Annotated in this window: 14 protein-coding genes; 2 read left to right on the top strand and 12 right to left on the bottom strand. The window is 52.7% G+C overall.

Annotated elements, in window-relative coordinates; genetic code table 11:
* Positions 1-120 precede the first annotated feature (120 nt).
* From H6F94_RS17875 to H6F94_RS17850, 6 genes are all read right to left on the bottom strand, one after another.
* On the bottom strand, positions 121-1,527 hold the full coding sequence (locus tag H6F94_RS17875) for a ferredoxin:protochlorophyllide reductase (ATP-dependent) subunit N (protein ID WP_190803590.1): 1,407 nt from the start codon (positions 1,525-1,527) through the stop codon (positions 121-123).
* A 90-nt stretch (positions 1,528-1,617) separates the two neighbouring features.
* A complete protein-coding gene (locus tag H6F94_RS17870; protein WP_190803589.1) occupies positions 1,618-2,076 on the bottom strand; it encodes a DUF5331 domain-containing protein in 459 nt (152 codons plus the stop codon).
* Between the two features lie 86 nt (positions 2,077-2,162).
* On the bottom strand, positions 2,163-3,029 hold the full coding sequence (bchL, locus tag H6F94_RS17865) for a ferredoxin:protochlorophyllide reductase (ATP-dependent) iron-sulfur ATP-binding protein (RefSeq protein ID WP_190803588.1): 867 nt from the start codon (positions 3,027-3,029) through the stop codon (positions 2,163-2,165).
* Between the two features lie 530 nt (positions 3,030-3,559).
* Positions 3,560-3,802 (bottom strand): NifU family protein, encoded by a 243-nt coding sequence (locus tag H6F94_RS17860; RefSeq protein ID WP_190803587.1) that lies wholly within the window; start codon positions 3,800-3,802, stop codon positions 3,560-3,562.
* Entirely contained in the window at positions 3,799-7,074 is a 3,276-nt protein-coding gene (locus H6F94_RS17855; protein WP_190803586.1) for a PAS domain S-box protein, read from the bottom strand. The genes H6F94_RS17860 and H6F94_RS17855 overlap by 4 nt, the downstream gene beginning before the upstream one ends.
* A 9-nt stretch (positions 7,075-7,083) precedes the next feature.
* Positions 7,084-7,764, bottom strand: a complete 681-nt coding sequence (locus H6F94_RS17850; RefSeq protein WP_190803585.1) for a response regulator transcription factor — start codon at positions 7,762-7,764, stop codon at positions 7,084-7,086.
* Between the two features lie 734 nt (positions 7,765-8,498).
* Here H6F94_RS17850 and H6F94_RS17845 point away from each other — a divergent pair.
* Both H6F94_RS17845 and H6F94_RS17840 read left to right on the top strand, forming a co-directional pair.
* Positions 8,499-9,146 (top strand): STAS domain-containing protein, encoded by a 648-nt coding sequence (locus tag H6F94_RS17845; RefSeq protein ID WP_190803584.1) that lies wholly within the window; start codon positions 8,499-8,501, stop codon positions 9,144-9,146.
* Positions 9,147-9,198: 52 nt separating this feature from the next.
* Complete coding sequence (locus tag H6F94_RS17840; protein ID WP_190803583.1) at positions 9,199-9,423, top strand: hypothetical protein; 225 nt, start codon at positions 9,199-9,201, stop codon at positions 9,421-9,423.
* Positions 9,424-9,526: 103 nt separating this feature from the next.
* Here the strand turns inward: H6F94_RS17840 and H6F94_RS17835 are convergent, their stop codons facing one another.
* The 6 genes from H6F94_RS17835 to H6F94_RS17810 all read right to left on the bottom strand — a co-directional run bounded on the left by H6F94_RS17835 (position 9,527) and on the right by H6F94_RS17810 (position 14,156).
* Complete coding sequence (locus H6F94_RS17835) at positions 9,527-10,288, bottom strand: metal ABC transporter ATP-binding protein (protein WP_190803582.1); 762 nt, start codon at positions 10,286-10,288, stop codon at positions 9,527-9,529.
* Between the two features lie 47 nt (positions 10,289-10,335).
* Positions 10,336-11,490 carry a metal ABC transporter solute-binding protein, Zn/Mn family gene (locus H6F94_RS17830; RefSeq protein ID WP_313949322.1) on the bottom strand — a complete coding sequence of 385 codons (1,155 nt, stop codon included), beginning with the start codon at positions 11,488-11,490 and terminating at the stop codon, positions 10,336-10,338.
* Positions 11,491-11,770: 280 nt separating this feature from the next.
* Positions 11,771-12,508, bottom strand: a complete 738-nt coding sequence (locus H6F94_RS33015) for an acyltransferase (RefSeq protein WP_190803581.1) — start codon at positions 12,506-12,508, stop codon at positions 11,771-11,773.
* A 273-nt stretch (positions 12,509-12,781) separates the two neighbouring features.
* Complete coding sequence (locus H6F94_RS17820) at positions 12,782-12,925, bottom strand: hypothetical protein (RefSeq protein ID WP_190803580.1); 144 nt, start codon at positions 12,923-12,925, stop codon at positions 12,782-12,784.
* 253 nt (positions 12,926-13,178) lie between these two features.
* On the bottom strand, positions 13,179-13,790 hold the full coding sequence (locus H6F94_RS17815; RefSeq protein ID WP_190803579.1) for a L,D-transpeptidase: 612 nt from the start codon (positions 13,788-13,790) through the stop codon (positions 13,179-13,181).
* Positions 13,791-13,826: 36 nt separating this feature from the next.
* A complete protein-coding gene (locus tag H6F94_RS17810; RefSeq protein WP_190803578.1) occupies positions 13,827-14,156 on the bottom strand; it encodes a hypothetical protein in 330 nt (109 codons plus the stop codon).
* Positions 14,157-14,206: the final 50 nt, after the last annotated feature.

The following is a 14,206-nucleotide window of genomic DNA, read 5'->3' as shown; positions in this document are numbered from 1 at the left end:
TTTAAAGCTTCAAAACTCACTTGGCATACTTCTATAAAAAACCCTACCCCACTTGTCCATTGACAGTTGGGGTAGGGTTCATATTAATTGAACAACATCAAATCAGAAGATCAGATCTGCTTAGACCTTGGCTGCTTCCTCGCGGACTAGCTTGTCCCAACCCAAATCTTTGAGGCTGTTATTGCGACGCAGTGGGCGAGTCACCAATTCCAAAATGTCACGGGCGTTGGTGAAACCGTGAATTTGAGCAAAGGTGAATTCCACAGACCACTTAGTGTTGATGCCCCGCGCTTCCAAGGGGTTAGCATGGGCCATGCCAGTAATCACCAGATCCGGCTTCAGGTTATTAATCCGCTGAATCTGGTTGTAGTTGTCAGGCTTCTCCACAATCGTGGGCAGGGGAACTCCCATTTCCTGACAGGTCTTCTCCAACAGAGCCAGTTCAGCCGCTTGGTAACGCTTGTCCATATAGGGAATGCCGATTTCATGGACGCGCATACCGCAGCGGACTAAGAAACGAGCCAGCGAGACCTCAAGCAGGTTGTCTCCCATAAAGAAGACTGACTTGCCCCGAATCAGCTTAAGGTAGTCTTCCATCGATTGCCAAATCTGGGCTTCACGCTCGTCTAGGCCCTTAGGTGTCACGCCCATTACCGAGCAAATCTTTTCAACCCAGGCTCGGGTGCCATCGGGCCCAATTGGGAATGGGGCACCGATCAGCTTGCACTTTCGGCGACGCATCAGGGCCGCAGCCGTGCGGCTGAGGAAGGGGTTCACCCCAGCTACGTAATAGCCCTCTTCAACCACAGGCAATTCCGTGAACCGCTTAGCAGGCAACCAGCCAGACACTTTAATGCCCTGCTTCTTGAGCTCCAGCGTGAGCTGAGTGACAACAGGATCGGGTAAGGAACCAAACAGCACTAGGGGTGGGTGCTTAACGTAGTCGGCTTCATCGGCAGCCACGTCTTCTTTTTTGCGGCCAAAGTTGAGAAGCGCACCAATCGGGTTACGTTCTTTTTTCTCGGCGTCTACCATTGGCGACTGGCTGGGACAGCGCATAGCCATCGCTGCCAGAACCGTGTCTTCACCCTGAGTGAAGGCATAGTCTAGGCCATTAGCCCGCGCGACAACGATGGGGATACTGAGCTCAGCTTCTAGTTTGGGGGCTAAGCCCTCCAAGTCCATCTTGATGATTTCAGTTGTGCAGGTGCCGATCCAGACGATCACGCTGGGATTACGGTCCCGTTTAATTTGCAAGCACAGGCGCTTGAGTTCTTCGTAGTCATTGAGCTGTGCTGAAATATCGCCTTCTTCCAGTTCCGCCATCGCGTAGCGAGGCTCGGCGAAGATCATCACGCCCATCGCATTTTGTAGGAAGTAGCCACAGGTCTTGGTGCCAATGACTAGGAAAAAGCTATCTTCAATTTTTTGGTAGAGCCAGGCGACGCAGCTAATCGGACAGAAGGTGTGGTAGTTACCGGTTTCGCACTCAAAGTTCAGTGCCTGCGGCTCTTGAGCAAGGGTCATAAAAAACTCCCAACAGAAAAATGCACAGAAAAATGCAGCGAACGCAATGAATGAACTGAGTGGAGTCGAAGCCAGCAGATGGAAGAAGAACTAAGCAGAGCCTCGAGTTACCCCTCGGCAGGCTTCATCTGCTCGAGGACTGGCACTGTGGGGAACCGCGTCTCGGTCACCGGCGGGTAACTCCTTAAGAGTTTGGCCTTCAACTCGGCTACCTTCTGCTCCAAGGCTGGGCAATAGCCTTGCTTCTCCTGTTCTCGTTCCGTTCTGCCGAACCTTCGCTAATCGTTGAAGCTCAACGTCAGGATTAAAGTTGAGGCCAAGGGCCGACACAATTCGGTCAGGGTTGTTGCTGAACTGGACCACAATTGGCAGCGATTGTGCTAAGTGGGGCTCTAGTGATCCAACGACTGCAAGAATGAACCCTGAGGAGGGGCGCCGTTGGCCGTCATAAGTTGACCAGATTTGTAGCTTGGTGATCCAGCTACGGTTGTCTTGGTAGTAAGCCAACCATTTGGCTTTTACATCCTGACAGAGCTTCTCTGCGTTCACCCTAAGACCTCGGTAAGAACAACGATTGCCAATGCGCTTTATGCTTGCGCAAGATCAGTGTCCTACCATGTCTCGGTGGTAACAGGCTAGACCATCATCAGGTCGAGTTCTTCGTCTTCTGACCTCTTGGCAGGAACGACAGGATTTAGATAGAAGTCTGACAGCAGTGAAAATAGCTCGCGATCTGGGGTGTCGTTAGGAACGACGCCTTCTGGCAACGCTAGGATTTGGTCGGCAATATTCAGATAGTAATCGCAGACATAGCTGAGAGACGGATCGGTTTCTGCCATCTCAAACAGAGTCTTGCCCTTAACGCGAGAAACGCGGATGTCCTCGATCAGGGGCAGGATTTCCAGCACCGGCATGGGCACGGTTTCGATGTACTTGTCGATCAAGTCGCGCTTAGAAGTGCGGTTGCCAATCAGACCCGCCAGCCGTAGGGGGTGGGTCCGCGCCTTTTCTCGCACTGAGGCAGCAATGCGGTTGGCAGCAAACAGAGCGTCAAAGCCATTGTCCGTGACGATCATGCAGTAGTCAGCGTAGTTGAGGGGAGCCGCGAAACCACCGCAAACTACGTCACCCAACACATCGAACAGAATGACGTCGTATTCGTCAAAAGCGTTGAGTTCTTTGAGCAACTTGACCGTTTCACCCACGACGTAGCCGCCGCAGCCAGCGCCGGCAGGGGGTCCGCCGGCTTCCACGCAGTCCACGCCGCCATAGCCTGGGTGGATGACATCCTCAGGCCAAACGTTTTCGTAGTGATAATCCTTTTCAGCCAGGGTATCGATAATCGTTGGGATCAAATAACCCGTTAGCGTAAACGTGCTGTCGTGCTTGGGGTCGCAGCCAATCTGAAGGACCTTTTTACCCCGACGGGCCAGCGCCACCGAGATGTTACAGCTCGTGGTGGACTTGCCAATGCCGCCTTTGCCGTAAACCGCTAATTTCACGTTTGTTCTCCCTTAGGTGCTGATCGAGGATCGCTGTTGGGGTCAAAGACCTGGGGCTAAAGCCCACCCAGTACCCCGCTTTGTCAATGCAGCCATTATCAACTAGGTCCCTGCTCTGGAAAAGAACTTTTCACAATAGATACAGGTGCTAGAAGCTTTCAGGCTTAGCTTGAGCCTATTGAATATAGCTCTAGCTCTCTGCTCCGACTTTTAACTCTTATAAAGCTACCCATAAACTTTTACGTTTCTTATTGGCTTTAAAGGGATCAAAAGACAAAAAGGTCAAATCCAAGCTGGCTGGACATTCGGAGTTTCTGAAGCCTTGAGTAGCAGGCCATTGGGGCAGTTTAGGCTCTGTCAACTTTGTCCCTCTAGGCTTCCGAGACCTCCTATTGGCAGAGGCGGGGATTTTATTTAAGAGTTATTTCAGTTAGGTCATTGAGTGGCTTTAAAGGCAAAGCCCTCTCCAAATGGAGGGGGCTCGTAAAGTTTCTCTCAGCTTGAGAGGTCGAATGGCTTCTGGCGCCAACTCACATTACCTGTTCGACTTCAGCAATTTCAGGAATTGACTCGCGCAACTTGCGCTCAATGCCCATCTTGAGGGTGTAGGTAGAGCTGGGGCAAGAGCCGCAAGCTCCCTGAAGGCGTAACTTGACGATGGGACCTTCAATTTCGACCAGTTCAACATTGCCACCATCGGCCATCAGGTATGGGCGCAGGGTGTCCAAAACCTGCTCGACGTTAACAGGACTCAGTTCTAGTGTTTGACTCATAGGGCTACATCAAGGGCTTCTGCTCTCAGTTTACCTGTCCGTCGCAGAGACGTGGCCTTCAGCAGAGGGAGCTGGATGTGAAAAGTGCTGCCCTGGCCCATTTGAGTCTCAACAATGATCCGACCTCCGTGGTGATGCACGATCTGACGGCAGAGATACAAACCCAAGCCAATGCCCTGAGGCCGTTCGCTATTGGGTTGTCGGACCTGGCTGAACAGCTCGAAGATTGCTTCCCGATGCTCTGAGGCAATGCCAGGTCCCTGGTCACGCACCGAGATTAGAGCTTGCTTGCCCTCCTGTCTGAGTTCTAGACAGACCGAGCTGTGGGCTGCACTAAACTTGGCTGCGTTATCGAGCAGATTGATCACGACCTGAACCAGCCGGTCAGCATCGCCCCAAACCTCCAAATCGAGCTCTGGAATAGAACTGAACAGTTGCAGCTCTCGGCTCTCATAGAGAGCACAGGTGGACTGCATGGCTTGAGCCAGGACAGCGCTCAAGCGAACCGGTTCTTCGCGCCAGCGGTAAGTGCCAGAGTCAAGCTTCGAGAAGTCCAGCAGATCATTGACCAGACGAACCAAACGGCGGGACTCGCTATTAGAGAGGTCCAGCATGTCACGGGCATTGGGTGGCAGTTCTGGTGCCAGCGCTGCCAGTGCTGCAACTGCGGTACAGACCGTCGCAATTGGCATGCGAATTTCGTGGCTGACTGCAGCAACCATCTCGGACTTGAGCTTTTCCAAGCGCTTGAGATTAGCGTTGGCTTGCTGCAAAGAGCGATTGGCCCGTGCCAATGCTTCTGATCGTTTGCGCTCGGTAATGTCACGCTGGGTCGCTAACCAGTGGGTGTACCAACCCCGCTCGTCGGCCATCGGCACAATGTTCAGCTCGACCCAGAACTCGCTGCCATCCTTGCGGTAGTTAATCAACTCGGAAGTGATCGGCTGCCAAGTGCGCAGAGCCTTGCGGATGCGAGCGACCTCCTGGGGGTCGGTATTAGGGCCTTGCAGAAAGCGGGGGCTTCTACCTAGGGTTTCCTCCAGGGTGTAACCCGTCATAGTCGTGAAGGCTGGGTTGGCGAACAGAATGCGAGGCCCTGGCTCCTGCATTGGCTCTGCTTCAATAATCAGGACCGCATCACAGCTTTGCTCAACCGCACTTTGCAGCAGACGCATCCTTTCTTCGATTTGTCTACGTTCGGTTGTGTCACGCCAAGCCAGGGCGAGCCCATCGCCCAATTTGGTAGCGTTCGTATCAAAAGCTTTGGCAAGGCGACGGCTGCCCGAGGAATCTCGATAAATCAGCACATCTTTCACCAGTGGCTGTCCTGTATCTACCACCTGGCAGTAGGCATCGAAGAGGCCGATTTCTTGGTGAATCGGAAACAACTCGAGCAGTCCTTTGCCGAGTTGTTGCTCCTTGGCCATCTGGTTGTTCTCGCAAGCCGCCGCATTGACATATTCAACGCAAAAATCAACGATGCGACCTGTTTCATCCCGAATAGCCGAGTAGATGCCAAAACAGTCGAGTAGACTCTCCACAGAAATGCGGAAGCGTTCTTCGCTGCGCCTGCGCTCCTCTTCTGCTTGTTTATATTCAGTAATATCGCGCCCGACTGATTGAATCTCAACGACCTGGTCTTGATGATCAAAAATGGCTCGCTCGGTCCACTGCTGCCAGCGCCTGCTGCCGTCGCCTAAAACGACACAATGCTCATAAATTGCAGTTGGATTGGTTGGTGAGAAGGCAGTCAAATGACGTTTGGGCGTTTTTTGATCTTCTTCGGCAATCAGCGAGAAAAAGCTTTGTCCAATCAGTTCCTGAGGCTGCTTGTTGAAGTAACGGCAAAAGGCATTATTGACGAACGTGAGAGTACCATCCTGCAAGGACCGACAAATGAGTTCGGTCTGGTCTTCAACGATGGCGCGATAATGAGCCTCACTCTCGCGAAGTGCCTGCTCAATGCGGCTGCGCTCGGCAATCTCTTGCTCTAGCTCTCGATTAGCCGCTTCTGCTCCCCTAGCCCGCAGCAATGCTGCCTCAGTCTGTTTGCGTTCAGTGATGTCACGAACGATCACGAGCACTTCATCTTCACCGCTGACGACAATGCGGGCTTCTTCACAGGTGATACAGCCATCTATATCCAATTCATATTCATAGACCTGATTACTGCCGGTTGCCAGCGCCTGCTCTACATACTGCATCCGTTGCTGGGCGATCAGCGGTGGCATAATCTCCCAGATGTTTTTGCCTATTAGGCCACCGCTTGGCATAATCGTTTTGAAATCTTTGGCAGGGATGAAGTCCAGATAAGTACCATCTCGGGTCATCCGGATCATCAGGTCTGGAATGGCATTGAGAAGCGCCCATTGTCTGGCCTCACTGGCCTGTAATGCTTTCTCTGCTTGCTTGCGTTTGGTGACGTCCTTAACTGAAGTCACCCTTGCTGGTCTGTCTGCAAAGACAATGGCATGAGAGGATACTTCGACATTGATCAGGGTGCCGTCTTTTTTCCGGTGTCGGAAATCACAGGTGGATCGGTCCCCGTCTCTACCGTCTTTCAATAAAGACAGCAAAGCTGGGACTTCCTCAGGCGGACGAATATCCAGAACGGTCATGGACAGAAATTCTGCCTCAGAGTAACCGTAGTGGCGAACTGCAGCAGTATTGATGGCCAGAAAAGCGAGGGTTTCCGTGTCGTAAACCCAGGTCGGGCAGGGGTTGTTTTCGAATAGCAGCCGGTACTGGTCTTCCTGCAGCTTCAGGGTTACCTCAGTTGCTTGACGGCTTAACCGAACCTGGGTGAAAACAACTCCAGTCAGTTCAGCCAACTGCTGTAACAAAGTGAGCTGGCTAGGGGCGTATTGCAGCGGCTCGCTGTGGCAAAACCCTAATAGCCCGACTAGCTCCCCTTGAGCGAAAACAGGAAGTCCAAAAAAATTTTGTCCAGCAAGTACATCAGGCAGTACCCACGCCCTGCTTTGAGCGCTGCGCCCGTTGCGCCCATTCAACACCTGATTTTGCTGGAGCCGTTGCCAAGCATCAGGCCAATCGCCCCTGGCAATTGTTTGGCCAAGCCAGGACTCTAAACCCTCAGCTGAGCGGGCTTCCCAGTGCAAAACTAAGCCTTCGGCTTGCAAGGTCCAGAGCAAACATCGATCGACCTGTAGAACTTGCCTCAACTCTTCAACAACAACCTGAAAAAGGGTCGCGGGTTGTTTAGTACGGTTGAGAGCTGTGCTAAGGCGGCCTAGGCAGGTCTTCAGGCTCATGGACGGATCTCACATCAGACGGTGCTGATAGGCAAATTGCACAATCGCTTCACGACGCGGTAGATGCAGTTTGGCGCGGATATTTGCCACATGCCCCTGCACCGTGCGCACTGATAGATGCATTTGATCAGCGACCTCGCGGTTGGTCAAACCCCGAGCAACCCACTGAAACACCTCTCGCTCAGTTGCAGTCAGACTGGCAATCGGTGAATCCTTCGGCAGGGTAGTCAGAAGTGGTTCTGCACTCGCAGTGCTTGCTTCCGGTTCTGAGGGTTGCCGACTAACCGCTCGAACAATCTCTGAGTGCATGCGTCGCACCCGCTCCAGCAAGTTTTCGACTCGAACAATTAACTCTTCTGGGTCAAACGGCTTGATCAGGTAATCATCGGCACCAATCCGCAGACCTGCGACTCGATCTTGGGGCTGGGTGCGAGCTGAGAGGAAAATAAAGGGGAGAAACTCGAATTCGGGGTGGTAGCGTACCCGACGGCAAAGCTCTAAGCCGTCGCACCAGGGCATAGCAACATCTGCTACCACAACATCTGGGATTTGAGCTTGTGGAGCAGTCAGGATATCTAGAGCCTCTAGCCCATTGCGAGCTGTTTGCACTCGGTAGCCTCTAGCTTGAAGTAAGGCTGCCAAAGCTGCAACAAAAGGAGGGTCATCGTCAACAACAAGGATTTGCTTCATAGTGCTGCCTGCTGTGCTAGCGAGGACAGCAGGAGTTCCTACCTTCAACGCTAGAAAGCGGTCTGTCAAGCTCCACCATCCACTTCAATTTTCATAGAGCTCACGACAACAGCTGTTGCCTTGGGTCCAAACGCTGCTGAGGCACCCTCAGTCAATCATCGAGGAGAGCAGCAGATTTGCACGAAGGCCAGTAGCTTCCCTGTATAGCCAGAATGTCGAGCTGTCAAGAACGATCCCCGCGCACCACTGAGACAAAGTCAACCTTTGCAACAGTGAATATACCAGTTTTTCTGGGGTTTTGGAAAGGTTTTGAGTACTAACCCGTAAATCCACCGTTCCCCGTACGCATAAAGTCAAGTATACAAGCCATCCCTGAGAGCAGAGCCAGCCACCTAAACTTAGAGTCAGGGATAAGGTTCTTAACACGCTGGTTTCTAGACCTATTGCCGGTTTAAGCATCTTCAGTTTCAGGTCCTAGGGTCAAGTCTTAGGAAGCGATCATTCTAGTCATCCTGGCGCAGCTGCCTTCACTGAAACTTAAACTGAAGCGACTCGAACTCGGCTTAAGCGCATCTACCGAATTAACAGTCCTGACTTTCTTGACACTTTTCTTGGTGCTGATCGGGCTTTCGAAGCTAGTTGACAGCTCAATCATTCGAAAGCAGGGAATAGCCTGAGTCAGTTCGGATGTTAGTCCTCCGTGATGTTCGCTCTAATGTTTCCTGGAGAACGGCATGCTGTGTGAGGTAAGTTGCCTGAGGGGCGAAGTAGCGCGCCAGCACTACGAGATCATTGTTCTCAGCCCACGGGGCAAAATGTGCTCATTAGAAGCGGTCTACTTCGGGCGAGAGCTTCAGGAAGCCGGCAAAGGTCGCTATCCGCATCTCTTGGTTGATATGTCTAGGGTGACTTCAATCGATAGCTGCGGTGTGGGAGCCCTAGTCGCTAGCCAAAGAATCGCCAAAGCCCACCGCGTGAGGTTAGCCCTAGCCTCCTTACAACGGGACGTCCAACCCGTGATGAAACTGATGGACATCAACAAGCTGATTGAGATCTACGACGCCCCAGACCAATTTGTAAAGGTTGTGCAGTCATCTCTGCAAACACATCCGTCGCCAACCCATCCATTCGGCAGCGACTTGGGCGTCAACGGCTTAACAGTTAACGGAACTCAGCCGTCCCTCAACCGCAAACGCCTCACTCTAGAGCCTACGGATCACTTAGACCTAGACTCCGGCAAGACAGCTTCTGCCCAGACGCGAATAGACCCTCATAAGGCTCCTTTGCATCTAGACAATCAGCGTCTGAGCGCTCATTCCCTAGACCAGTGGCAGTTTGAGCCTTTCTCACTTGAGCAATCAGTGCCTCAGCGCCCAGTCTAGTGTCCTTAACCCTGCTTAATTCCTAGTCTTTGCTTCCGACAACATGCTCAGTATGAGACTCTCTTCCAATGCGGGGTATATCCCCAATCCATCAGAGAAGACCGTCGAGCAACTGGCGGATCAGATTATTAAATCTGGCAAAATCACGCGCGCCGACCAGCGACGGTTTGTCACCACTCTCCTATCCTCAGGTAGCGGGATCAGCGAAGCTCAACGGTTGCAGATCAACCGAGTCTTCGAACACCTGCAAGCTGGCAAACTGCGAGTCGTTGACTAAACGTAGAAACCTAGAGACAGACGCACAAACTAGCTCCAGAGACAGGCGCCACAGGCCTGCCCTACTAGCTGTGCCTTAATGATTGGGCCTCAATGATCGGGCTTCAATGGCTGTGTCGGTAGCGGGTGAACTCTGGACCGTAGGCAACCATCAAATTTTCGGGGGATAGGGCCACCTCTGGTGGTCCCTGGCAAACGAGAGTTCGGTTCAGGCAAATAACCCGATCGCAGTGGCGGCTCACCATCTCCAGATCGTGGGAGACCTGCAAAATAGTCCAGTGATGCTCGGTCTTGAGCTGGTTTAGTAATTGGTAGAACTCTGACTCCCCACGCGAGTCCAAGCCAGCGGGAGCTTCATCCAGAACCAGCAAGCGACGCGGGCAAACCAGGCAGCAGGCCAACAGCACTCGTTTGGTTTCGCCCCCAGACAAACCGCTAATCGACTGGTGCAGCAGGTGGCTAGCATTCACTTGCGTCAGAGCCTGTTGGACCGCTTGCTGACGCTGGCGATGTCCCAGCCCGGGCAAGCTGGGACCCAACTGGCCCCAGCCCAACCCCACCAGCTCTGACACAGTCATCGGAATGCCCCGATCGAACAGAAAGCTTTGAGGTAAGTAGGCTAAATGCTTGCGGACACGCGTGGGGAAATGCCCAGAGCGGTTCATTAACTGGCCCAGCAGCGAAACTTCACCGCTCTGCCAGGGCAAAATGCCCAGAATGGCCTGAACCAAGGTGCTCTTACCGGCACCATTGGGACCAATGATCGCTGTATCCGTGCCCGCCTCTAGGCGAAAAGAGACATCCTGAACTGCGGCATAACGACCGCGAAGGACGGTCAATTGCTCAACTTCTAAAATAGTTTCCATGCAGTTTGGACTCCTAACCTAATCGCTCAGCCCCTAATCGCTCAGGTCTATGGACTGGGCAGCAAAACTGCATAGGCTCGACTGGGCGACCAGACCGGCAGTTGGGCTGAGCCACTGCCAAAGGCAGCCCGCAGATTCTTGAGGTTCTGCCGCATCACTGTGAAGTAGTAATCTGGCTGCACGCCCTCGGGTCCACTGGTCTCCATGGGGTCAAAATAACTAACTTGAACCTTGAGGTCGTTTGCCAAAGCTGAAAATGGACTGCCTGTTGCCTGCGGTTCGCTCAGTAGCGTTTTGAGTTCCGATTGTTGAACGGCATTGAGCACCCGTCTAACATCGCCAGGAGCCGGATTCTCCTCAGGAACGCCCACCAAAAACTCGGTTTTGAGCTTGTAGCGCTGGGCAAAGTAGGGCGCAAAATCGTGATAGGTGACAAATTCTTTGCCAGTGTAAGGCTTGAGGGCAGCAGCAAATTCGGCATCCAGAGCTTTTAGTCGCTCGATGTATGCTGCAGCATTAGCGGTATAGATTGCGCGACCTTGGGGATCAGCGGCAATGAGCCCATCGCGGATATTTTCAACTTGTTGGATTGCCCGAGCAGGGTCTAGCCAGACATGAGGGTTAAATTCCCCTTCATGCTCGTGCTCGTCAGTTGCAGTAGCCTCACCCGTACCACCGACGTGAGCCGGTGCTTCTGCATCAGCACCGAGCGTTGACACACCTTGACTAGCATCAACGATCTTGAGCCCTGGATGATTGGCGTTGGCGATCATGTTATCCAGGTATTCTTCTATACCTAGACCGTTCTTCACCAACACATCCGCCTCTGCTAGGGTGCGGGCGTCTTCAGGCCTGGCCTGATAATCGTGGGGACCAACATTGGTGGGAATAAGGTAGCGAACCTCTGCCCGCTCCCCGGCGACCGCTTTCGTAAAACCAGTTACTGGCAGGATGGTAGTGACGATCTTTAAGGTCTTTATTGCTGGTGTTGCAGAACCAGTGGCTTGAGCTTGAGGAGAGGCCGAACCTCTTAATTCAGGAGTGGCTGGCGTACAAGCGCTCAGGTTGGCAACTGCAAGCGACAGAACCAAAGCCCAGGATCCTCGACGAGCCCGACTGCAAAATCGCCCAGATTGCTTTGACCTGCCCACGGCACACTCCTGCTCAATTGGGTCTGGATGACTACCCTCAGCTGTTCCCACTGCTCATGCTGTAGCAGTGGGAACAGCTGAGGGTCTGTTGCTCTAGCATCAGCTTTAGAGGTCCAGACCAAAATGATAATGGTTCTCATTCCAAAAAACAACCAGCGGCTTTCCCAGCTCAGTTCGAGCCAACCTCAAGCGGGACTGATCTCAATCAAGGCCAAGCATCATTAATCTGCCGCTTGGCTGGGGATAACTTTTACTAAAAAAAACACAAAAAAGCCTGCCTGATCAAAAGGACACAGGCAGGCGATTGAGGCTAGAGGCTAGATCAGATCAATCAGGCAACAACACCAGGCTCAGTTGTTCTCTTAGCCATTTGAGAAGCAGAGCGCCGAGAGACCACCTTGGCAGGTACGCCGACCGCAACAGAACCAGGCGGAATATCTCGGGTCACAACAGCGCCTGCACCGATCACACTGCCCCGTCCAATCGTTACCCCATCCAGGACTTTGACACCCGTACCCAGCCAGCAATCGTCTTCAATCACGATGCCTTTGTAGGTGCTGTCCTGTTTTTTGATGGGCAAAGTGGGATCATCAAACGAGTGGTTATTGGCGTAAATGCCTGAGTGCGAAGCAATTAGACAATCTTTGCCGATATCAATATTGGGACCGGATAGGCAAGTGTAGGGACCGATATAAGAGCCTCGGCCTACTTGAATATGACCATTTTTGTGGGCCCTGATATTGACACCCTGATCTAGAGTGACGCTGTCCCCAATGTAGATGTGGCTACTCGGTCCCCAGCCGTTGACAAACACATTCTGTTCGAGCACGGCACGATTGCCAATTTGAATGGAAGTCGCACAGCGAAACTCGACATTGGCGTGAATAAAGGCGAAGGAGCCGATACGCGCAAAGATGGGTCGGTAGAACCAGTTGCGCAGGACGATACCAGGCAAGCCAGGAAAGCGGCTCAGTAGTCCCAGGAGGAGGGCTTCCTTGAGATAAGCCCAGTGTGAAACAGGCTCACAGCGAAGATAGTGACGATAGCGATCTGACCTCTTAATACCCATATGTCAAGTGTTCGCCTACTGGCGCTAACTCTAGATAGCTGTGGTTGGATGACCAAGGTGTGATTTTCGATGTCTGTATCGAAAACCTGCCTAGGCCTGTAAGTTGGCAAATACAAAAGCTCTGCTAGGCCCTAGCGTCGGGGTTAAACCTTCCTGGTTACCGGCCCAACGCTCAGCTCAGACCCCTTTCAAATTCAGCCTGCCAAGTCCACTCTTCTTATAGGGAGCAATGGGCGCTGAAATGCAGAGGCCTTGCAGCAATAAAGTTAAAGTCTACGGTGGAGTCAGGCCACCGGGAATTCGCACAGCCGCAACCCAACGAGCTGCTAGCTCGGCACCAAGAAACACTGCACGCCCCATCAGAGGTTGCTGGCTCTGGGCAAGGAAGACAGACCTGATCGAGTCTGGGTTAAACATAGGGGGCTTGCCAGACAAGAAACCACTCAGTAGCCCTGAAGTTTGAGACTTCACCCAACTTAGTTGAACCGATGTAACAATCGGCAGCCGTCCACTAGTATATGTACTTTGTTGACCCCCCGCTACCTCTATAGATACAAGTTGGCGGCGGGTCTGATCGAATGTGAACGACCCCTATGCATAACCTCTAAGTATGCAAATAAGCATGCGAATACAGATCTCTAATCCCAAGCTTGCGATTGCAGCTACACAGCTACAGCCGCACAATCACAGGGGTACCAATTCGGACCTCACGATACATTGCTGAGATGTCCTCATTGCGCATTCTGAGGCAGCCGTGGGAAACAGCATGACCAATTGAATCAGGTTGATTAGTACCATGAAAACCAATCCACAAAGGCCCATCCGTTTTGAAGCCAATCCAGTAAAGCCCTAACGGATTTTCTGGGCTACCGGGAGGCACAATCGTTTGGGTAAAAGGATGTCGCCAGCCGGGATTCTGCGTCATTTGGGTAATTTTGAACTCCCCAGCCGGGGTCTCCCATCCCTCCATACCCACTGCTACTGCATAGGTTGCAACAACCCGGTCTCCCTCGAGCAGTTGAACTTGGCGCTGGCTCAGATTTACCTCCAAACGACGTTTCGGCGCAGGCCAAAGACTTGAGAAAGGCCATTGGAAACTAGAGGCCGGCTCGGTTGTGGTGATCAACTGAGTCTGAGTTTTAACATTCTGCAATGGAGCCCTCTGGTCAACCTTGATCCTTGGCTGAAGGTTGACCAAGGCAATCAGCAGCAGGGCTCCACTAGACAAGACAGTCCAGCAACGGGTTAGCGAATCAGAGCTACTCGACATCTGACGGGACATCTTCACTTCATCCGGTTCGATGCTTTTTGCGACCAGTTACCAACCAGCAGGAGGGGCAGCAGAGGTGCCAGCCGCTGAGGTACCGCTTCCCGACTCTAGGCTTCGGCCTGAAGCTGTATTGGGACCTGAAGTCGTGTTGCGGCCTGAAGCTGTATTAGAACCTGAGGCTGTATTGCGGCCTGAAGCCGTATTGGGCGCTGAGACGGCAACTCCCGGTGTCTGAGCGTTTGGAACTGAGCGCGGTGCTTGGCTAGCCCTTGGGGTTTGCCCATTGGGATTCTGAGCGGTCAAGCGCAACGCACCACCCGCAGCAAAGCTCAGAAGAAATAGCAGCGGAAACAGCAGAATTCTCAACAGCCAGCCCATACAAAGTCAACTCCTCACGGCAATTTCTACAGAACGATCTCTGGTAATTT

It is taken from the genome of Leptolyngbya sp. FACHB-261, from assembly GCF_014696065.1.
Lineage (GTDB): Bacteria > Cyanobacteriota > Cyanobacteriia > FACHB-261 > FACHB-261 > FACHB-261.
The sequence above is the reverse complement of the archived record's forward strand: the minus strand, read 5'-3'. Positions and strand labels throughout refer to the sequence as shown.